The sequence below is a fragment of the Mesorhizobium sp. 10J20-29 genome, assembly GCF_054130485.1.
The window spans coordinates 3,794,532-3,812,259 of the sequence record NZ_CP199156.1 but is presented as its reverse complement, the minus strand read 5'-3'; the positions used below and the strand labels follow the sequence as shown (position 1 = coordinate 3,812,259).

22 protein-coding genes are annotated in these 17,728 nt (G+C 63.9%); 11 read left to right on the top strand and 11 right to left on the bottom strand.

Annotation, left to right across the window (positions count from 1 at the left end; all coding sequences use genetic code 11):
* The first annotated feature begins 29 nt into the window (after positions 1 to 29).
* The 3 genes from ACT2BZ_RS18240 (at position 30) to ACT2BZ_RS18230 (ending at position 1,309) form a co-directional block, all read left to right on the top strand.
* The gene (locus ACT2BZ_RS18240) at positions 30 to 269 is read left to right on the top strand and encodes an acylphosphatase (protein WP_457936641.1); all 240 of its coding nucleotides are present in this window, start codon (positions 30 to 32) and stop codon (positions 267 to 269) included.
* A 113-nt stretch (positions 270 to 382) separates the two neighbouring features.
* Entirely contained in the window at positions 383 to 943 is a 561-nt protein-coding gene (locus tag ACT2BZ_RS18235) for a type 1 glutamine amidotransferase domain-containing protein (RefSeq protein ID WP_457936640.1), read from the top strand.
* A gap of 183 nt (positions 944 to 1,126) precedes the next feature.
* On the top strand, positions 1,127 to 1,309 hold the full coding sequence (locus tag ACT2BZ_RS18230; RefSeq protein WP_457936639.1) for a DUF1508 domain-containing protein: 183 nt from the start codon (positions 1,127 to 1,129) through the stop codon (positions 1,307 to 1,309).
* A 50-nt stretch (positions 1,310 to 1,359) separates the two neighbouring features.
* Here the strand turns inward: ACT2BZ_RS18230 and ACT2BZ_RS18225 are convergent, their stop codons facing one another.
* Positions 1,360 to 2,340, bottom strand: coding sequence for a TerC family protein (locus tag ACT2BZ_RS18225; protein WP_457936638.1), 981 nt, complete (start codon positions 2,338 to 2,340; stop codon positions 1,360 to 1,362).
* Positions 2,341 to 2,530: 190 nt separating this feature from the next.
* Positions 2,531 to 3,496, bottom strand: coding sequence for a glycoside hydrolase family 25 protein (locus ACT2BZ_RS18220; RefSeq protein ID WP_457936637.1), 966 nt, complete (start codon positions 3,494 to 3,496; stop codon positions 2,531 to 2,533).
* Positions 3,497 to 3,729: 233 nt separating this feature from the next.
* Here ACT2BZ_RS18220 and ACT2BZ_RS18215 point away from each other — a divergent pair, with 233 nt between their 5' ends.
* Positions 3,730 to 4,098, top strand: coding sequence for a hypothetical protein (locus ACT2BZ_RS18215; RefSeq protein ID WP_457936636.1), 369 nt, complete (start codon positions 3,730 to 3,732; stop codon positions 4,096 to 4,098).
* Between the two features lie 86 nt (positions 4,099 to 4,184).
* Here ACT2BZ_RS18215 and ACT2BZ_RS18210 read toward each other — a convergent pair whose 3' ends face one another.
* Positions 4,185 to 4,373 (bottom strand): hypothetical protein, encoded by a 189-nt coding sequence (locus tag ACT2BZ_RS18210; protein WP_457936635.1) that lies wholly within the window; start codon positions 4,371 to 4,373, stop codon positions 4,185 to 4,187.
* A 105-nt stretch (positions 4,374 to 4,478) separates the two neighbouring features.
* Entirely contained in the window at positions 4,479 to 6,005 is a 1,527-nt protein-coding gene (locus tag ACT2BZ_RS18205; RefSeq protein WP_457936634.1) for an NAD(P)H-hydrate dehydratase, read from the bottom strand.
* Positions 6,006 to 6,324: 319 nt separating this feature from the next.
* On the opposite strand from ACT2BZ_RS18205, the gene ACT2BZ_RS18200 reads away from it, so the two are divergent.
* Complete coding sequence (locus ACT2BZ_RS18200; RefSeq protein ID WP_457936633.1) at positions 6,325 to 6,663, top strand: P-II family nitrogen regulator; 339 nt, start codon at positions 6,325 to 6,327, stop codon at positions 6,661 to 6,663.
* Between the two features lie 52 nt (positions 6,664 to 6,715).
* Positions 6,716 to 8,125, top strand: a complete 1,410-nt coding sequence (gene glnA / locus ACT2BZ_RS18195) for a type I glutamate--ammonia ligase (protein WP_457936632.1) — start codon at positions 6,716 to 6,718, stop codon at positions 8,123 to 8,125.
* Positions 8,126 to 8,234: 109 nt separating this feature from the next.
* Here the strand turns inward: glnA and ACT2BZ_RS18190 are convergent, their stop codons facing one another.
* Positions 8,235 to 8,966: an SDR family oxidoreductase gene (locus tag ACT2BZ_RS18190; protein ID WP_457936631.1), complete on the bottom strand. Its 732-nt coding sequence runs from the start codon at positions 8,964 to 8,966 to the stop codon at positions 8,235 to 8,237.
* A gap of 75 nt (positions 8,967 to 9,041) precedes the next feature.
* Between ACT2BZ_RS18190 and ACT2BZ_RS18185 the strand changes: the two genes are divergently transcribed.
* Positions 9,042 to 9,740: a TetR/AcrR family transcriptional regulator gene (locus ACT2BZ_RS18185; protein ID WP_457936629.1), complete on the top strand. Its 699-nt coding sequence runs from the start codon at positions 9,042 to 9,044 to the stop codon at positions 9,738 to 9,740.
* Between the two features lie 57 nt (positions 9,741 to 9,797).
* On the opposite strand, the gene ACT2BZ_RS18180 is transcribed toward ACT2BZ_RS18185, so the two are convergent.
* On the bottom strand, positions 9,798 to 10,469 hold the full coding sequence (locus ACT2BZ_RS18180) for a hypothetical protein (protein ID WP_457941375.1): 672 nt from the start codon (positions 10,467 to 10,469) through the stop codon (positions 9,798 to 9,800).
* A 165-nt stretch (positions 10,470 to 10,634) separates the two neighbouring features.
* Between ACT2BZ_RS18180 and ACT2BZ_RS18175 the strand changes: the two genes are divergently transcribed.
* The 3 genes from ACT2BZ_RS18175 to ACT2BZ_RS18165 all read left to right on the top strand — a co-directional run bounded on the left by ACT2BZ_RS18175 (position 10,635) and on the right by ACT2BZ_RS18165 (position 13,139).
* Entirely contained in the window at positions 10,635 to 10,895 is a 261-nt protein-coding gene (locus ACT2BZ_RS18175) for a DUF4212 domain-containing protein (RefSeq protein WP_457936627.1), read from the top strand.
* A gap of 11 nt (positions 10,896 to 10,906) precedes the next feature.
* Entirely contained in the window at positions 10,907 to 12,724 is a 1,818-nt protein-coding gene (locus ACT2BZ_RS18170) for a sodium:solute symporter family protein (protein WP_457936625.1), read from the top strand.
* 64 nt (positions 12,725 to 12,788) lie between these two features.
* The gene (locus ACT2BZ_RS18165; protein WP_457936623.1) at positions 12,789 to 13,139 is read left to right on the top strand and encodes a hypothetical protein; all 351 of its coding nucleotides are present in this window, start codon (positions 12,789 to 12,791) and stop codon (positions 13,137 to 13,139) included.
* 106 nt (positions 13,140 to 13,245) lie between these two features.
* Here ACT2BZ_RS18165 and ACT2BZ_RS18160 read toward each other — a convergent pair whose 3' ends face one another.
* Together ACT2BZ_RS18160 and ACT2BZ_RS18155 are read right to left on the bottom strand one after the other, a co-directional pair.
* Positions 13,246 to 14,292, bottom strand: a complete 1,047-nt coding sequence (locus ACT2BZ_RS18160; protein ID WP_457936621.1) for a glutamine synthetase beta-grasp domain-containing protein — start codon at positions 14,290 to 14,292, stop codon at positions 13,246 to 13,248.
* Positions 14,293 to 14,502: 210 nt separating this feature from the next.
* Positions 14,503 to 14,787: a hypothetical protein gene (locus ACT2BZ_RS18155; protein WP_457941455.1), complete on the bottom strand. Its 285-nt coding sequence runs from the start codon at positions 14,785 to 14,787 to the stop codon at positions 14,503 to 14,505.
* Here ACT2BZ_RS18155 and ACT2BZ_RS18150 point away from each other — a divergent pair.
* Positions 14,699 to 14,896: a DUF2735 domain-containing protein gene (locus ACT2BZ_RS18150; protein ID WP_457936619.1), complete on the top strand. Its 198-nt coding sequence runs from the start codon at positions 14,699 to 14,701 to the stop codon at positions 14,894 to 14,896. The two genes, ACT2BZ_RS18155 and ACT2BZ_RS18150, sit on opposite strands and share 89 nt — an antisense overlap.
* A 111-nt stretch (positions 14,897 to 15,007) precedes the next feature.
* On the opposite strand, the gene ACT2BZ_RS18145 is transcribed toward ACT2BZ_RS18150, so the two are convergent.
* From ACT2BZ_RS18145 to ACT2BZ_RS18135, 3 genes are read right to left on the bottom strand one after another with little or no spacing between them, the layout of a single operon-like run.
* A complete protein-coding gene (locus tag ACT2BZ_RS18145) occupies positions 15,008 to 15,796 on the bottom strand; it encodes an ATP12 family chaperone protein (RefSeq protein ID WP_457936618.1) in 789 nt (262 codons plus the stop codon).
* On the bottom strand, positions 15,796 to 16,719 hold the full coding sequence (locus tag ACT2BZ_RS18140) for a DMT family transporter (protein ID WP_457936616.1): 924 nt from the start codon (positions 16,717 to 16,719) through the stop codon (positions 15,796 to 15,798). The genes ACT2BZ_RS18145 and ACT2BZ_RS18140 overlap by 1 nt, the downstream gene beginning before the upstream one ends.
* Positions 16,716 to 17,702, bottom strand: coding sequence for an RluA family pseudouridine synthase (locus ACT2BZ_RS18135; RefSeq protein WP_457936614.1), 987 nt, complete (start codon positions 17,700 to 17,702; stop codon positions 16,716 to 16,718). Before ACT2BZ_RS18135 ends, ACT2BZ_RS18140 begins: the two co-directional genes overlap by 4 nt.
* Positions 17,703 to 17,728 lie beyond the last annotated feature (26 nt).

Sequence of the window (17,728 nt, the reverse complement as noted above, 5' to 3'; positions counted from 1 at the left end):
CCTCCACCCTTGTCCATATCCACGGCCGCGTGCAGGGTGTCGGCTACCGCGCCTGGACCGAGCGGCAGGCGCAGGCGCTGGGCCTGCGCGGCTGGGTAAAAAACGAGCCGGACGGCTCCGTGACGGCACTTGTCTCCGGGCCCGAGGCGGCAGTCGCAAGGATGCTCGAGCTGTTCCGGACCGGACCGAACTACGCCTCGGTCACCAAGGTCACCACCGGACCCGCCGACGAGTCCGACGTGCCGGCCGGCTTCAGGCAGTTGCGCTGACGCGCCAGCGGCCCCCGTCGCCCGGAGGAGAACTGCCGGGTTCCCGCAGGCCCAGCCCGGAACTCTCTCGACTCCCGCCCGTTGTGCAGCATCCCCAACGCAAGGAGACAATCATGCAGAACATTTCAGGGAAACGCGTCGCCATTCTCGCCACCCACGGTTTCGAGCAGTCGGAACTCGAGGTGCCGCTGGAGAAGCTGCGCGCGGCCGGCGCGACCGTCGATGTCGTGTCGCTGCAGTCGGGCGAGATCACCGGCTGGGACAAGAAGGACTGGGGCCGCGCCGTACCGGTCGACAAGACGCTCGACGAGGCGAACCCCGGCGACTACGACGCGCTGGTGCTGCCCGGCGGCCAGATGAACCCCGACCTGCTGCGTGTCGAGCAGAAGGCCTTGGATTTCGTCAGGAGCTTCTGGAACGACAGCAAGGTTGTCGGCGCGATCTGCCATGCGCCGTGGCTGCTGGTCGAGCTCGACGTGCTGGAGGGCCGTCGCCTCACCTCCTACAAGTCGATCAAGACTGACGTGCTGAATGCCGGCGGCGACTGGGTTGACGAGGAAGTCGTCACCGACCAGGGACTCGTCACCAGCCGCAATCCCGACGACCTTCCCGCCTTCTGCGCCAAGCTGGTCGAGGAGATCGGCGAGGAACGCCACGAGCGTCGCGCCGCCTGAGGCGTCCGCCCCCACCGACCACCATCCCTATCAGCGGCCCCGCCCTCGCGGGGCCGCTGCCATGCCGGCCCACGAGCAGCACAACCGACCATACCCGAATCCAGCATCCTAGGGTTGCGGCGGTTCGTAGTGATGCAACCGCGAATCACCTAGCTTCCGCCCTGCTATTGAGGGAGAGGTCTCATGGAAAGCTGCACTGACAGGAACGGCGACACCTGGACGATCTACAAGGCGAGTGACGGTTGGCGCTGGCAACGCAAAGCGTCGAATGGCAAGATCGTCGGCGCCTCTACCGAAGCCTACGTCAACAAGTCCGACTGCATCGCCAACGCCCAGCGCAACGGCATGACCTGCACGCCGCGATAGGCTTGCGACGGAGCCGGGCCTTGATGCCCGGCCCGTCGGCCCTGCCCGCTTCAGCCCTGCCCGGCCGTCATGCCGTCCCGCGTCCGCCACAGCGAATAGCCGATGCCGGCCGCGAGGATGGCGAAGGTGACGCCGAGCGACCAATGGGCAGGAAACTTGGTCCAGCCGAATAGATCGGCGACGAATACCTTGGCGCCGATGAAGATCAGCAGAATGGCCAGTGCCTGCTTCAGATAGGCGAAGCGGTGCAGCACGGCGGCCAGCGCGAAATAGAGCGCGCGCAGGCCGAGGATCGCGAAGATGTTCGAGGTGTAGACGATGTAGGGGTCGGTGGTGATGGCAAAGATCGCCGGCACCGAATCCACCGCGAAGATCACGTCGGCTATCTCGATCAGCACCAGCGCCAGGAAGAGCGGAGTCAGAAACAGCGCAGTTCCGCCCTTGCCGTCGTCTAGCCTGACGAGGAAGCGCTCGCCGTGCAGCCGGTCGGTGACGTTGAAGCGTTGCTTGATGAACTTCAGGAGCGGGTTCCTGGCGAGATCCGGCTCGACCTCGCTCCACCACAGCATCTTCAGCCCGGTCAGCACGAGGAAGCCTGCGAAGACGTAGAGCACCCAAGCATAGTCGGCGACGAGCTTGGCGCCGAAGCCGATCATCACGCCGCGCAGCAGGATGACCCCCAATATGCCCCAGAACAGCACCCGGTGCTGGTATTTGCGCGGGATGGCGAAGAAGCCGAAGATCATGGCGATGACGAAGATGTTGTCCATCGCCAGGCTCTTTTCGAGAATGAAGCCGGTGACGTATTCGACACCTGACTCGGCGCCGAGCTGCCACCAGACGAAGCCGCCGAAAGCGAGGCCTAGCGTGATGTAGAATGCCGACAGCGCCAGGCTTTCCCTGACGCCAATCTCCGTGGAGCCGCGGTGCAGCACGCCGAGGTCGAGCGCCAGCAGCGCGACGACGAGACCGAAGAAGCACAGCCACATCCAGAGCGGCTGGCCGAGAAATGCTAGTGAAATGACGTCCATTGGGTCCTCTCCCTGTTGGAGGGAACCCGAGGCCGGCCGCATGATGGCAAATGTCCGGACCCGGCATCGAGTTCACCCGATGCGGTCCGACATCACGATCGGTGATCGTCAGAGGGGCCCGGCCCGCGCGCGGGAAATGGGGCGCGAATGCACCTCGGTCAAGGGGCCCGTCGTTCAGAATTTCGGCTGGTCAGCCTGTGTGACGCGCCAGCCACTTGCGCCAGGCGTTCTCGTCGCCGTGGAAGACGTTGAGGTCGATACGGCCTTCCACGCCATGCGACAGGCCCGAACCCGAATATTGCCAGAACACCCAGTCGCGGCCCGGATAGACCTTTGACGGGTGCGCCGCCACCGAGCGCAGCCAGAACGGGTGGTTCTTGAACGCGCCCTTCAGGTTATCGGCATAGAAATCAGGAGCGGTGTAGATGATCGGGCGCTGGCCGTAATGGGCCTCCAGCTTGTCCATGAAAACCTGCATCTTCTCCAGCACGTTCTCGCGCGAGGGCCGCTTCTTGCACCGCGAGGTGTGGTTCCACTCAACGTCGATGACCGGCGGCAGCGCGCCCTTCACCTTGGGCACGTTGCGGATGAACCAGTCGGCCTGCTCGCTTGCCGTGCGGCACCAGTAGAAGAAGTGGTAGGCGCCGCGCTTCAGCCCGGCCTTCTCGGCGTTCTTCCAGTTCTGGCGGAACATCGGGTCGAGATGGTCGCCGCCGTCGGTCGCCTTGATGTAGACGAAGTTGGCGCCCTGCCCACGCAGCTTCTGCCAGTCGATGTCGCCCTGCCAGCGCGAGATGTCGACGCCGTGCACGGCCAGCTGCTTGGGCGAGGCCTTGCCGAAATTGATCGGCTTGGCGTCACGGAAGCGGCGCTCGTTGATGACGATGTTGGCATATGCGGCCTCGGCGGCGACCGGGCGCTCCGTCGCCACCAGGGCATTCTCCACCGGTGCGCTATCGCCTTCCGGCTCAGGTGCGACTGTGGCGGTCGGCACGGGCTCGGGCGGCGTCGCGACCTCGGCCACCGGCGCGGCCGGGCGCTGGATCGAGCTCGTCGTCTCGTTGGAAAGGCCCAGCCCGTCGATGCCGGAACTCGAGGTGCAGCCCGTGGCGCCGATGCAGGCGAGGAAGACCGTGGCAATGGTGTAAAAACGCATGAATACTCGCACCCAGGACAGATCTAAAGATGCGGACGCCCCCCCGAAAATCCGCCGAAGCAAGATTGCTAACGGAGAAGTACCAAGAAAGATTGAATCCTAATCTTAACCTTGCGGCGAAGGCCCTGAGGCGGCGTTTGCGGCCGCCCGCAATTTAGCCCGAATGTCGTCCTTCGCTGCATCGACGCCCGGGCGATGGGTGCGGGTGTGCAAAGGCAACGGGGTCGAACCACATGAAAATGAAATCACTTGTCGCCGCGGGCATGCTCGCGGCAACCCTGCCGCTCGCGCCGGCACTCGCGCAGGAAAAGCAGCCGCTGACGCCCGGTATCGTCGAACAGCTCAACCTCGCCTCCAAGCTCACCAATTACGGGCTGGAGCGGGAGGATCCGTTCCTGCTGCTGGCGGCGGCACGCCTTCTCTCGACGATCGACCCGGCCGCCGCCGCGTCGCAGGAACCGATCAGTGCCGAGGAACTTATCGCCAAGGCGCGCGAGATGTCGGGCGACCGCCAGTCGGTCAATCTCGTGGCCGACGATGTCGAGGAAGAGGTGTCGCGCGGCCTCTGCTACGGTCCGGGCACGGTCTACGGCTGTTTCTGACAACAAAAACCCGGGGTGACGGCTCGCGTCATCCCGGGCGGCTGGCCCATATATGCGGGCCGGGTACAGTCCGTCCTGACGTCAGGCTAGGCGCTTACCCTCGACTGCCTGCTGGTCTGGTCGATGACATGCGGAGCGAGGCTCGGCTGTGCATTGCGCGCCGCTTTCCTCAGCAGCATGCGCACCTCCTCCGGGCGAACGCGATCGCGCTCCATCAAGAGCCGGATGATCGGATCGCTCAGCAGCTCTTCCAGCGTCTCTTTGCCCTTGTTCATCGTCGCCTCCTCAAGGCCACCCGCGTCCCTAAGATAAGCCCGCCATCATGGCATGCAAATGTCAGTTCGATGATTTTTAGGTGTCGCGGCGAAAAACCATGCTCATTAAAGCGCAAGTTTGCGCAAAACCGGCAACAGCGCGGCCGGCAAATCCTCGGCGATCAGGCCGGGCCCGAAGCGCGCGGCGGCCTCCGCGTGCAGCCAGACGGCAGCGGCCGCCGCCTCGAAAGCCGGCATGCCCTGCGCCAGCAGACCGGCGGCGATGCCCGCGAGCACGTCGCCCGAGCCAGCCGTCGCCAGCAGCGGCGTGCCATTGGCGTTTATGGCGGTACGGCCGTCCGGCGCGGCGATCACAGTATCGGGTCCCTTGAGGATGATCGTCGCAATGGCCCGCGCCGCCGCCGCGCGTGCCCGGTCCATCTTCGACAGGGCCGGGTCATCGGCAAGGTCGGGAAAAAGCCGTCTGAACTCGCCCTCGTGCGGCGTCAGCAGCAGTTGCGGCGCCTCCGGCAGACTCGCCGCGGCGTAGAATGGCCCCGGGTCACGCGCAAAGACGGTCAACGCATCGGCGTCGAAGACGATATGGCGCACCAGCCCCCCGCTCCTGCCGATCAGCTCGACGGCGAAGCCGGCAGCCTGCGATCCCGTGCCGAGGCCCGGCCCCATCACCAGAGAGGCCGGTTTCCTGTCGCGCAGGAATTCCTCGGCCTCTTCCAGCGTGTCGACCCGGCGCAGTATCGTGCCGGTCAGGTGCATGGCGTTGACCTGCAGCGCGCTCGCCGGCGACAGCATCGTCACGGCGCCGGCACCCGCCCGCGCCGCGCCCATTGCCGAAAGCCGCGCGGCACCGGTCGCCGAAGCGCCGCCCGAAAACACGCCGACATGACCGCGCGCATATTTGTAGGTTGCGGCGTGGGGCCTCGGAAACACCGCTTGCCAGAGCGCCGGACCGTTCTCGACGCAGCGCGGTGCGATGTCGTCCAGCACGCTGGCCGGGATGCCGATATCGGCGACGATCGTCTCGCCGCAGTAGTCGCGGCCAGGATAGAGCAGATGGCCGTGTTTGCCGCGGAAGAAGGTCACCGTCACGTCGGCCCGGGGCGCTGATCCGAGTACCGCGCCGCTGTCGCCCGAGATGCCGCTCGGCAGGTCGACGGCGAGGACCGCCGCGCCGGACGCCTTGATCCGCGCAATCGCGTCGGCGTTGACGCCGTCGAGTTCCTTCGACAGACCGGCCCCGAACAGCGCGTCGATGACCAGGCAGGTGGCGTCCGGCCGGAAGCTTTCGAGGTCGAGCACCTCCACCGGGCATTCGGCGGCGGCGCGGGCGGCGTCCGTGCCCTGTCGCGGCGGACCGGCCCGATAGAGCGACACGGCAGCACCGGCCTCGGCGAGCAGCCTTGCCGCCACATAGCCGTCGCCGCCATTGTTGCCCGGACCGCAAAGCACCATCGTCTGGCGCGCGCCCGGCCAGCGCTCGAGCGCAAGCGCTGCGACGGCGGCGCCCGCCTGGCGCATCAGGGCCATGCCGTCATGCGGCCCGGCAGCGATCGACAGCCGGTCGGCCTCGGCCATCTCGGCGGGTGTGAGCAGGTGCCGGATCGCCGGTGCGGCCTGTTTTCTTGCGTGCATGGACCAGAGCTACACGATCCGGCGGCGCTGCGGAACAGCGACGCGGCCGCCGCTGCGCGCGACCGCGAAAAAACCGCCCCTTGCCTTTACTTTCATCAAATTGCACAACATTCGGGCAGCGACACCCTCTCTCCGTTTTGTCCCGGGGCAAGGATTCGGCGCAAGCAGCGTTGGAAGGGGTAGCGGAAAATCAAAGTTTTGCGCTGCGGCTGTTTCCCACGCAAATTCATCGCGTAGCGCCCAGACTGGCACGGTTCGTGCTAGAAACATGCGCAAGCGGGTAGAAATCTCGTCATACCGGCACTGGAGGCCAGCAAAAGTGAAAAAGATCGAAGCGATCATCAAGCCGTTCAAGCTCGACGAGGTGAAGGAAGCCCTCCAGGACGCGGGCCTTCAGGGCATCACCGTCACCGAGGCGAAGGGTTTTGGCCGCCAGAAGGGTCACACCGAACTCTACCGCGGCGCCGAATATGTCGTCGACTTCCTGCCCAAGGTGAAGATCGAGGTCGTGCTCGGCGACGATGCCGTCGAAGGCGCCATCGAGGCGATCCGCAAGGCTGCGCAGACCGGGCGCATCGGCGACGGCAAGATTTTTGTTTCGAACATCGAAGAAGTCGTGCGCATCCGCACGGGAGAAACTGGTATGGACGCCGTCTGATCCGGTCCGTCCGTTCAACAGTTCAACAAGGAATTTTTCAGGGAGACATGGAATGACGACTGCAAAAGACATCATGAAGCAGATCAAGGACAATGACGTGAAATTCGTCGATCTGCGGTTCACCGACCCGAAGGGCAAGCTCCAGCACGTCACGATGGACATCGCCGAAGTCGATGAGGACATGTTCGCCGACGGCGTCATGTTCGATGGTTCGTCGATCGCCGGCTGGAAGGCCATCAACGAGTCGGACATGGTGCTGATGCCCGACACCGAGACGGTCCACATGGACCCGTTCTTCGCGCAGTCCACCATGGTCGTCCTGTGCGACATCCTCGACCCGGTCTCGGGCGAGGCCTACAACCGCGACCCGCGCGGCACGGCCAAGAAGGCCGAGGCCTACATGAAGGCGGAAGGCGTCGGCGACACCATTTTCGTCGGACCGGAAGCCGAATTCTTCGTCTTCGACGACGTGAAGTACAAGGCCGACCCCTACAACACCGGATTCAAGCTCGACTCGACCGAACTGCCGTCCAACGACGACACCGACTACGAGACGGGCAACCTCGGCCACCGTCCGCGCGTCAAGGGCGGCTACTTCCCCGTGCCGCCGGTCGATTCCTGCCAGGACATGCGCTCCGAGATGCTCACCGTGCTGACCGAGATGGGCGTGCGCGTCGAGAAGCATCACCACGAGGTGGCTGCCGCCCAGCACGAGCTCGGCGTCAAGTTCGACGCGCTGACGCGCAATGCTGACAAGATGCTGATCTACAAGTATGTCGTGCACCAGGTCGCCAATGCCTACGGCAAGACGGCCACCTTCATGCCGAAGCCGGTGTTCGGCGACAACGGCTCGGGCATGCACGTCCACATGTCGATCTGGAAGGACGGCAAGCCGACCTTCGCGGGCAATGAATATGCCGGCCTGTCGGAAAGCTGCCTCTATTACATCGGCGGCATCATCAAGCACGCCAAGGCCATCAACGCCTTCTCCAACCCGCTGACCAACTCCTACAAGCGTCTGGTCCCGGGTTACGAGGCGCCGGTGCTGCTCGCCTATTCGGCGCGCAACCGCTCGGCCTCCTGTCGCATCCCCTTCGGCTCGTCGCCGAAGTCGAAGCGCGTCGAGATCCGCTTCCCCGATCCGGGCGCCAACCCCTACCTCGCCTTCGCAGCCATGCTGATGGCAGGCCTCGACGGCATCAAGAACAAGATCCACCCCGGCCAGCCGATGGACAAGGATCTCTACGACCTGCCGCCGAAGGAACTGAAGAAGATCCCGACGGTCTGCGGCTCCTTGCGCGAAGCGCTGCAGTCGCTCGACAAGGACCGCGGCTTCCTCAAGGCCGGCGGCGTCTTCGACGACGACCAGATCGACGCCTATATCGAGCTCAAGATGGCCGAGGTCATGCGCTTCGAGATGACGCCGCATCCGGTCGAGTTCGACATGTACTATTCGGTCTGATCCGAGCCGTTACGGACAACAAGAAGCCCCGGTGGAACCGCCGGGGCTTTTTTCGTTCGGGCCGATCCTCCCGCGCCGTCCACGGTCCCTACGGAAGGCCGGCAGGCAACTACCAGGGCGTCTGGCCGCTCGCTTCCACGAAGCGGCCCGAGACCGCATCATCTCCGAGTAGCGCGTACTCGACCGGGAGCTTCGCGCCCTCTTCAGGCGTCATAAAGCCGGTATGTCCCGTCAGGTCGGTCCTGACGAATCCGGGGCTTACGGAGTTCACCACGATCGGCGTCTCGCGCAGTTCCTCGCTAAGCTGAACGGTCAGCATGTTGAGCGCCGCCTTCGAGGCGTTGTAGCCGATCAGCCGCGCCGAGTAGTAGGGCGACGTCCGGTCGCCGTTCAGCGCCAGCGATCCGAGCGAGCTCGACAGGTTGACAATGCGCCCCGCGGAGGACCTGCGAAGCAGCGGCAGCATCGCCTGCGTCACGGCCAATGTGCCGACGAAGTTCGTATCCATGATCCTGCGGGCAGCCTGCGGCGCGGACGCGGTCGGCGGACCGTCCTGCGGATCGACGATCCCCGCATTGTTGACCAGAATGTCGAGCCTGCCGTGCGTCCCCCCGATCGTGTCTGCTGCCACGGCGATGCTCTCATGGTCGTTGAGATCGATCGCGAGCGCCTGCGCCTCGAGCCCCATCGAAGCGAGATCCTGGACAGCGGCCATTGCCCGCTCGGCGTTGCGCGCGCCGATAATTACGAAGACGCCCGCCTGGGCGAGCTGGCGGGCTATTTCCAGCCCAATTCCCTTGTTTGCGCCTGTTACGAGAGCAATGCGGTTGGCGTCGGCCATGGCGAGGTCCTTTGAAAGCTGACTTTGTTGAGACGACGCAATATATGAAGGATCATTCAGTTTGAGGATTCGCATATGGCATCGCGACCGCCCCCTGATCTGAAGCCGCGCAAAACCCCGCGGCAGGCGCGGGCAATCGCGACCGTAGATGCCATTTTCGAAGCGACCATTCAGGTTTTGACGATTGAGGGACCGCATCGTCTGACGACCACGCGGGTTGCCCAGCGCGCGGGCGCCTCGGTCGGCACCATGTACCAGTATTTCCCTCACAAGAAGGCGCTATTCTATGCCCTGAACGAGCGCTACCTCGATAGGCTGGCCGGCAAGGTGGAGAGCGCCTGTCTGGCCTGCCATGGAGGCCCGATCGCGCACATGGTCCGCACGCTGGTGACTACCTACTGGGACGCCAAGATGGAGCGTCCCGAGGTGACGCGGGCCCTCTACCGGTCGGTCGCCGAACTCGACAACGAGCCGTTGATCGAGGACTTTGCCCGTCGGGTGGATCAGGCCACGGCTGCCATGTTCGATAGCGCCTGCGATGCCGACTTCACGGACCTTGCCGCCGTTACCCTGACACTGCTGACAACCATTTTCGGCGCGGTCCGCAGCGTGTTCGAACGCACCCTGCCCGCCGGCGAAGGCCGCGCCGTGCTGGGCCAGTTGATCATCATGTGCGTTGCGTATCTCGAAGCGGTGAAGGCGCCTTCGCCTGACGGCCGCATCCGCCGCGTGACACCGGGCATCCATGTGCCAGTCAGCAACGCAACCGGCTGACCGGCCGGCGCAAGCAGCTTCAGCGCCTGATCAGGACCGGCAGCGACGCGCTTGACCCTATCCGGCCCTGGCCGGGGCTTGCCAGTCGGCCACCACCGCCGGCGCATCGAGGCGCTTGCGAAAATCCTCGCGGATCTCGTTCCACGCGTAGCGGATGGAGTTCTCGACGATCTCGCGGTCGTACTTCTTGTATTCGTCGGAGATCGGCGCCCATTTGATCAATGCCTTCGGGCTCTCGGTAAAGGCGTTGCCGCCGGCCGCCACATTATCCCACAGGATCTCGTCGATCCGCGCCTCGAAGTCGGCCAGCCATTTGTCCGGCGCCTCAGACTCGGTCACCATCGCGGCATTGGCCTCGATGCCGGCCTTGTAGGACTCGACCGCCATCCTGCAGCGCTCGGGCGCTGGCAGCGTCGAACCGGCGGTGGCATTGCCCACCACGTGAACGGTCAGGTCGGACAGCGAAGCGGCAAAAATGTGCATGGTCGCGATGTGGATCGCATTGGCGAAGACCTCGTCCTCGAACATTTTGGGATAGCTGATGCCCATGCGCTCCTTCAGGTAGCCATAGAGCTTCTTCTGGGCGATCAGCGATGCGCGCGTGCGGGCGAACTCGAACAGCCTGTCGGCGGAGTCTATAGGCCCGGTGTCGGCCCGAGCCGAGAAGCGCGAGGCTACGTCGGCGATCCAGCCGGCGGCTTCGGAAAACTGCGTCAGAAAGTGTTTCATGCTCGTCAATCGCCAATTTCCCCGCCGGTTGGAATGCTACGATAGAATCATTTCGGTGCCTGACTTCTCTCTGTAATCATCAAAGCTGCGGTGATTCTCTCGCGGGAGTCCCCGTGTCAATGATGTCGGCATTCCGCTGGCATACTATTGGGGAGGGAAATCGACATGTCCAGCAACGACGCTGGCTCCAGGGAACGTCATTGGGAGAAGACAAGAAACCTCAACACGGTCATCATGATCCTGTGGGTGGTCTTCGCCATCATCATTCCCTTTATGGCCAGCTCTCTTAATTCCATCTCTTTTCTTGGCTTTCCCTTGGGCTACTACATGTGCGTCCAGGGATCGCTTATCGCATTCGTCGCAATGATCTGGGTCCAGAACTGGCGCCAGGACGCAATTGACGACGAATTCGGCGTTGGCGACTGAGGGGGGCGACAATGGCTACCGAAACCGCGGGCAAAGCCCGCTTCATCGACAATCTCGGAAAGGTCTATGCACTTTATACGCTGGGCTTTCTCGCATTCTTCGCATTCATGGCGGTGCTCGAAAAAATGGGCATGGGGGCGCAGGCGATCGGCGTCGGCTTCCTGCTCTTCACCATTGCCATCTATGCGATCATCGGCTGGCTCTCGCGCACAGCGGAAGTCGACGCCTACTACGTGGCGGGCCGCGAGGTTCCGGCACTCTATAACGGCATGGCGACGGCGGCGGACTGGATGTCCGGCGCATCCTTCGTCGCGCTGGCCGGCGGCGTCTATTTCGGCGGTTATCCGTATCTCGGATTCATCGTCGGCTGGACGGGCGGCTACGTGCTGGTCAATTCGCTGCTTGCGCCCTATCTGCGCAAGTTCGGCTGCTACACGGTGCCGGACTTCATCGGTACGCGCTATGGCGGCAACACGGCCCGCCTTTGCGCCGTTATCATTCTTGTGGTTGCGTCGTTCACCTATGTGACGGCCCAGATCAACGCCACCGGAACGATCGCCGCGCAGACGCTCGGCATTCCGTTCGAACTCGGCGTCTGGCTCGGCCTGCTCGGCATCTTCATCTGCTCGATGCTCGGCGGCATGCGCGGCGTGACCTGGACTCAGGTGGCGCAGTACATCGTGCTGATCATCGCCTACCTGGTGCCGATCATCTGGATGTCCAACAAGCAGGGTTTCGGCATCATTCCGCACTTCTCCTACGGCGACGCAGTGCAGCGCATTGCAGAGCTGGAGGCGCAGTACGGGCTGAAGCCGGCACTTGAGGCAATTCCGGGCGTATCCGTCCTCACCACGCCGGCCAACGCGCCTGCGGGTCAGGGCTGGGCAATGGTCTCGCTCGCCATCTGCATGATGGCAGGCACCGCCTCGCTGCCGCATATCCTGATGCGGTACTTCACCACGCCTTCCGTCCGCTCGGCTCGCCGTTCGGTCGGCTGGTCGCTTACCTTCATCTTCCTGCTCTACTTCTCGGCGCCGGCCCTGGCAACGCTGACGAAGCTGCAGCTTCTGGATCCGACGCTGGCGACTTCGGTCATCGGCAAGGCTTTCGAGGACGTTTCAAACCTCGAATGGGTGAAGCACTGGTCTTCGGTGGGCATGCTCGCCGTGGCCGACCAGAACGGCGACGGCATCGTTCAGCTGAACGAGTTCTTCATGCGGCCCGACATCGTCGTGCTCGCCACACCAGAAATCGCAGGCTTGCCCTACGTGATTTCCGGCCTCGTGGCTGCCGGTGGCCTTGCTGCCGCCATGTCGACCGCAGACGGACTGCTGCTCGCCATCGCCAATGCGCTGTCGCATGATCTCTACTACAAGATCATCGACCCGAAGGCAGACACGCGCCGCCGTCTCATCGTGGCTCGCGTGCTTCTGCTCTTCATCGGTGCAGCAGGCGCACTGGTCGCATCGCTGAAACTGACGGGAATTCTAGGTGCCGTGGCATGGGCGTTCGACTTCGCCTGTTCCGGCCTGTTCTTCCCGCTGGTACTCGGCGTGTGGTGGAAACGAGCCAACTCGGCCGGCGCCGTTGCCGGCATGGTCGGCGGTTTCGTCGTCGGTTCGTGGTACCTCTACATGGTCTACAACGGCCTGATGGACCCATGGTTCGGCATCGACCACATCCGCTTCGGCATCATTGGCATGCCGGTCAGCCTGGTCTGCATGGTCGTCGTCAGCCTGCTCACCCCTGCCCCGAGCAAGGAAGTGCAGGACATGGTGGACGAGGTTCGTATCCCCACGGGTGCGACCATCCTTGCCACCGGCCACTGACAGCCTTTAAAGCAATGAGAGGGCGGGACCTGGTCCCGCCCTCCTTTTTTGGAGACTGCATCCGTTGGAAGACCTGATCTTCATCCACCCCTTGTGGGTAATCGTGCTGGACTACGTGCTCGGCGTCATCATGTGGACGCTCATCGGTCGCGCCGCGATGTCGATCTTCCTGCCCGAGGATTCCGAGTTCTTCTTCATGCGGTTCTTCGTCTTCGCGACGAACCCGCTGATGCGGCTCTTCGGGCCGATCACCCCGAGCTTCCTGATCGAACCGCTCCGGCCACTCTTCGTCGCCTGGTTCTTCTACATGTTCCGCTTTTACGCGATGCCCTGGCTGCTGGGCTACAGCGTCATGGGCATGCTGTCATTTCCGCTCGAAAGCGACATCGCACAGTTCCTCTACCAGGTCTTCTGACCGGCTGCGGCCCCGCAGGCGGCAAGACCAGCCTCGTCCCGATACAAAAGAAGGCCCGGCGCTCTGATCGAGCACCGGGCTTTTGACTGGCCGGTCGGCCGAAGCGTCAGGCTGCTGCCGAAACCTTCGATGCGGCGCCGGTAGGCACCTCCGAAATGGTCTTCAGGATCTGCGAGGCAATCTGGTAGGGGTCGCCCTGCGAGTTCGGACGACGATCCTCGAGATAGCCCTTGTAGTCGTTCCTGGCGAAACTGTGCGGCACGCGGATCGAGGCGCCGCGATCGGCCACGCCGTAGCTGAACCTGTTCCAGGGCGCGGTCTCGTGCTTGCCGGTCAGGCGCTTGTCGTTGTCCGGACCATAGACGGCGATGTGGTCGTGCAGGTTCTTGTCGAAGGCTGCCATCAGCGCCTCGAAATAGGCCTTGCCGCCGACTTCGCGCATATAGGTCGTCGAGAAGTTGGCGTGCATGCCCGAGCCGTTCCAGTCGGTGTCGCCGAGCGGCTTGCAGTGATACTCGATGTCGATGCCGTATTTTTCGGTCAGGCGCTCAAGCAGGTAGCGGGCGATCCACATCTCGTCGGCGGCCTTCTTGGAGCCCTTGCCGAAGATCTGGAATTCCCACTGGCCCTTGGCCACCTCGGCGTTGATGCCTTCGTGGTTGATGCCGGCGTCGAGGCAGAGGTCGAGATGCTCCTCGACGATCTTGCGGGCGACGTCGCCGACCTTGGCGTAGCCGACGCCGGTGTAGTACGGGCCCTGCGGCGCCGGGAAGCCGGCGGCAGGGAAGCCCAGCGGGCGGCCGTCCTGGTAGAAGAAGTACTCCTGCTCGAAGCCGAACCATGCACCTTCGTCGTCGAGGATGGTGGCGCGCTTGTTGGAAGGATGCGGCGTCACGCCATCGGGCATCATGACCTCGCAGAGCACGATCGCGCCGTTCTTGCGCGTCGTGTCGGGCACGATGCGGACCGGCTTCAGCACGCAGTCGGAATTGCTGCCTTCAGCCTGCAGCGTCGAGCTGCCGTCGAAACCCCACAGCGGGAGCTGCTCGAGAGTCGGGAACTGATCGAATTCCTTGATCTGCGTCTTGCCACGCAGGTTCGGCACCGGCGTGTAGCCATCGAGCCAAATGTACTCAAGCTTGTACTTAGTCATCGCGTTCCTCTTGTGAGCTTGCGTCCCTGGATGAACGGAGGCCGGCACGCAGACCGGCTGTCCGTCGTGCATATTGCAACGCAACAAGCATGCCAGTTCGCGCACCGATCGCCGTCACGGTCCGCAATCGCGCGCTTTTTGTCGCCTTCCCGCTTCGACACGGCAGTTTCCCGGGTGCGAAACCAATCCCGGGCACCCGCGTTGCACCTCTCAATCCCCTTGCCGCGACAAGGCTGCAAGGGTGCCTGCAACAGCTGCAATGACGTCAAACAGGCACAAGTCAAAATCGCCTAAAAAAAAGTCACTTCTTGTTTTTTCCGAATGCAGATTGCGCAAATTGCGGGCAGAACCTATATTGATCTTAGATTCCCGATGCTGCTCTGCAGCATAGAAGGAGGAAGAAGAAATGGAGACGAACTCCAGCCGTCCGACGGCAAAGATTTTGGCTTTCCCTGCTGGTGGCCGATCAGGTTTCGCCAGGAGCAGGACTGACATTCACTCGGCAGCCAACATTTCTGTACGCCCCGAGGAAAACCGGGTTATCGTCGACAGCTGGTACCACGAGGCTGCAGTACGCGAAGCCGAGACCTCGAAGGGTCACTGAGGCGTCTGTTCACCCGGCGCGCGGAATTTCGCGCGACCGTCACGCAAAGCGTCGCCTCGAACGGGGCATCTGCGCCCTCGCCTTGCGCCTTCAAGCAGCTCTCAAAACCCGCTAGCGGATGGCGTTGAGCAGCGCCACCGCGCCCAGCATGTCGCGCTTGCGGGCGGCGCGGCGCGCCACCTCCTCCGCGTCGTGGCCCCAGTGCTCGGCCTGCCAGTCTTCGTCCACATGGGCGGCGTTCCAGGCAGCTTCGGCGTCGAGTTGGCCGAAATCGACGGCCAGCGCCAAAAGCGCCGATCCGGTCAGATTGGTCATCAGGTGCAGCGCGGACAGGCGCAGCGGCTCGGCACGCTGGCTGAGATGCGCGCCGATGGCGCCGATCGTCTCGCGCGGCTGCTCGACATGGATCACCCCTTCGGCCAGCACGAAGCGCGCACCGAGCTTCATGCCCGCCCAGTCGATCACCGGGTCCCAGGCATCCGCCTGACGCTGCACCAGGCTGTCCGGGTGGCCCGCGCGATAGCACAGCAGGTCGGAGGCCGAAAAGCGCAAGATATCTTCAAGCACCGCCTGCGGGTCAGTGGCGACCCCGTCTATGGCCGTGTTGACGAGACGATAGACCGGCATGGAAGGCGGATCGATCACCTCGCCCTGTGCGGCGAACTCATTGGCAACGAGGCCAGCGGCCTTGTCGGTCGGCAGCGCCAGCAGCGCCTTGCCCGGCGTACGCACCGGCCGGCCGTCGAGATGCACGGCAAAGGCCTCGCCATCAGGCGCCACAGCCACCTCCTTGTAGAAGCGCTTCGGCAGCGGCGTACGCATCTGGATCTGCGCCCGGCGCACCGGGTCGGGATCCGACAGCAGCTTGCCGTCTTCGAGGTCGTTCAAAATATCGCGCATCACAAGCCTATCGGGGTTGGTCGACGGGGCGATCGGTTGACCAGGACAAGCCCGGCGGCAATCAGCACCAGCGACATCAATATAAGCAGCCCCAGCGGTTCGCCAAGGATCAGGCCGGCAAACAGCACGCCGAAGGCCGGCGTCAGGAAGGTGAAGCTGGCAAGCCCGGATGCCGGATAGTGCCGCATCAGCCAGAACCAGAGCACATAGGTGATCGCCACGATGTAGACCGACTGGAAGATCAGCGCCAAGGTGGCAACGCTGTTGGCGTCGCGGATGGCCGGCCCGGAGACCGGCAACAGCAGTGCCGCCACCGCAGCAGCGACGCCAAGCTGGTAAAGCAGCAGCTTCTCGGCGCCGGCATGGGCAAGCCTGGTCCCCTTGATCACCATGATCGTCGCCGCCCAGGCAAGACCGGCCGCCAGGCTCATCATGTCGCCGATCAGCGCCTCGGGCCCCGGCCGGCTCAGCCTGTCGGAAAAGACCAGCACCAATCCCGCGAAGGCCAGCGCAAGGCCGATGAATTTGCGCAGCGAGATGGTCTCGCCGAGAAAGAAATGGCCGCCGACCAGAACCCAGAACGGCATGGAATTGACCAAAAGGGTGCTGCGTGCCGCCGAGGTATAGTCGAGCCCGACAAAGATCAGCAGGAATTCCAGGGTGAACAGCAGGCCGGCAAGCAGGCCGACCCAGAGCGTGCCGTCATGCTCGAACAGCCGTATGCTGCGCCAGCGGCACCACAGAAACACCATGCCGCCACCCACCACGGAACGGGCGAGCGTCAGGAAGACCGGGCTGTAGCCGGTATTGGAGAGCTTGGCGGCAACGCCGTTGAGGCCCCAAGAGAGCGTCAGGCCGATCATGACGGCCACGGCCAGCGTGTCGACCGCGTCGCGCCGCTGGACAGCGGACGCTGTGGTCACCGATCGTCTCCGCTCGCCTCGTCGAAGCCGATCAGGTTCCAGCTCTGGCGCATATGGGCCGGCATCGGCGCCGTCACGTCGATCACCCCCTTGTCCGGGTGGGGAATGACAATGCGCCGGGCCAGCAGATGCAGCTTGTTCTGCATGCCGCCCGGGAAATCCCAGTTGGTGTCGGCCTCGAAATATTTCGGGTCGCCGAGGATCGGGCAGCCGAGATAGGCGGCATGGACGCGCAGCTGGTGGGTGCGCCCGGTATAGGGCTGCATTTCCAGCCAGCTCATGGTCTGCGCAGCCTGCTCGATGATCCGGTAGTAGGAAACCGCGTGGTCGGCGCCCTTTTCGCCGTGCTTGGCAATCCGCATGCGGTCGCCGTCGGGCGTCTGCTCCTTGATCAGCCAGGTCGAGATCTTGTCCTCGCGCTTCGGCGGCACGCCCTTGACCAGCGCCCAGTAGGTCTTGACCGTCTCGCGCGCCCGGAACGCCTCGGCAAGCTTCATCGCCGCCAGGCGGCTGCGGGCAACCACCAGCACGCCCGAGGTGTCGCGGTCGAGCCGGTGCACAAGGCGCGGCTTCTCGCCCTTCTTGTTGCGCCAGGCCTCCAGCATGTCATCAAGGTGGCGCACGACGCCAGAACCGCCCTGCACGGCCAGCCCTGCCGGCTTGTTGAAGACGAACACCTTGTCGTCCTCGTAGAGCAACATCTGGCGCAGCACGTCGCCATCTTCCTGACCGCGGATCGACTTGGCCGTCAGCGGGCCGCCGGCGCCCTTCATGTCGACGTCCATCGGCGGGATGCGCACCATCATGCCGGGCTCAACGCGCGAGTCTGCCTTCACTCGGCCGCCATCGACGCGCACCTGACCCGAGCGCAGCAGCTTCTGCAGGTGGCCGAAGCCCAGTCCGGGGAAACGCGTCTTGAACCAGCGGTCGAGCCGCATGCCCGCTTCGCCGTCCTCGACCTTGATCTGTTCTACGCCTGCCATCGCTCTACCGTCCGTTCAATCCGGCG

Coding starts and splice junctions, on each gene's coding strand:
- ACT2BZ_RS18215 (WP_457936636.1), top strand. CDS start 3,730: ATGAAAATGAAATCACTTGTCGCCGCGGGCATGCTCGCGGCAACCCTG.
- ACT2BZ_RS18180 (WP_457941375.1), bottom strand. CDS start 10,469: ATGAAACACTTTCTGACGCAGTTTTCCGAAGCCGCCGGCTGGATCGCC.
- ACT2BZ_RS18225 (WP_457936638.1), bottom strand. CDS start 2,340: ATGGACGTCATTTCACTAGCATTTCTCGGCCAGCCGCTCTGGATGTGG.
- glnA (WP_457936632.1), top strand. CDS start 6,716: ATGACGACTGCAAAAGACATCATGAAGCAGATCAAGGACAATGACGTG.
- ACT2BZ_RS18205 (WP_457936634.1), bottom strand. CDS start 6,005: ATGCACGCAAGAAAACAGGCCGCACCGGCGATCCGGCACCTGCTCACA.
- ACT2BZ_RS18175 (WP_457936627.1), top strand. CDS start 10,635: ATGTCCAGCAACGACGCTGGCTCCAGGGAACGTCATTGGGAGAAGACA.
- ACT2BZ_RS18150 (WP_457936619.1), top strand. CDS start 14,699: ATGGAGACGAACTCCAGCCGTCCGACGGCAAAGATTTTGGCTTTCCCT.
- ACT2BZ_RS18185 (WP_457936629.1), top strand. CDS start 9,042: ATGGCATCGCGACCGCCCCCTGATCTGAAGCCGCGCAAAACCCCGCGG.
- ACT2BZ_RS18190 (WP_457936631.1), bottom strand. CDS start 8,966: ATGGCCGACGCCAACCGCATTGCTCTCGTAACAGGCGCAAACAAGGGA.
- ACT2BZ_RS18135 (WP_457936614.1), bottom strand. CDS start 17,702: ATGGCAGGCGTAGAACAGATCAAGGTCGAGGACGGCGAAGCGGGCATG.
- ACT2BZ_RS18210 (WP_457936635.1), bottom strand. CDS start 4,373: ATGAACAAGGGCAAAGAGACGCTGGAAGAGCTGCTGAGCGATCCGATC.
- ACT2BZ_RS18235 (WP_457936640.1), top strand. CDS start 383: ATGCAGAACATTTCAGGGAAACGCGTCGCCATTCTCGCCACCCACGGT.
- ACT2BZ_RS18155 (WP_457941455.1), bottom strand. CDS start 14,787: ATGTCAGTCCTGCTCCTGGCGAAACCTGATCGGCCACCAGCAGGGAAA.
- ACT2BZ_RS18170 (WP_457936625.1), top strand. CDS start 10,907: ATGGCTACCGAAACCGCGGGCAAAGCCCGCTTCATCGACAATCTCGGA.
- ACT2BZ_RS18145 (WP_457936618.1), bottom strand. CDS start 15,796: ATGCGCGATATTTTGAACGACCTCGAAGACGGCAAGCTGCTGTCGGAT.
- ACT2BZ_RS18220 (WP_457936637.1), bottom strand. CDS start 3,496: ATGCGTTTTTACACCATTGCCACGGTCTTCCTCGCCTGCATCGGCGCC.
- ACT2BZ_RS18160 (WP_457936621.1), bottom strand. CDS start 14,292: ATGACTAAGTACAAGCTTGAGTACATTTGGCTCGATGGCTACACGCCG.
- ACT2BZ_RS18230 (WP_457936639.1), top strand. CDS start 1,127: ATGGAAAGCTGCACTGACAGGAACGGCGACACCTGGACGATCTACAAG.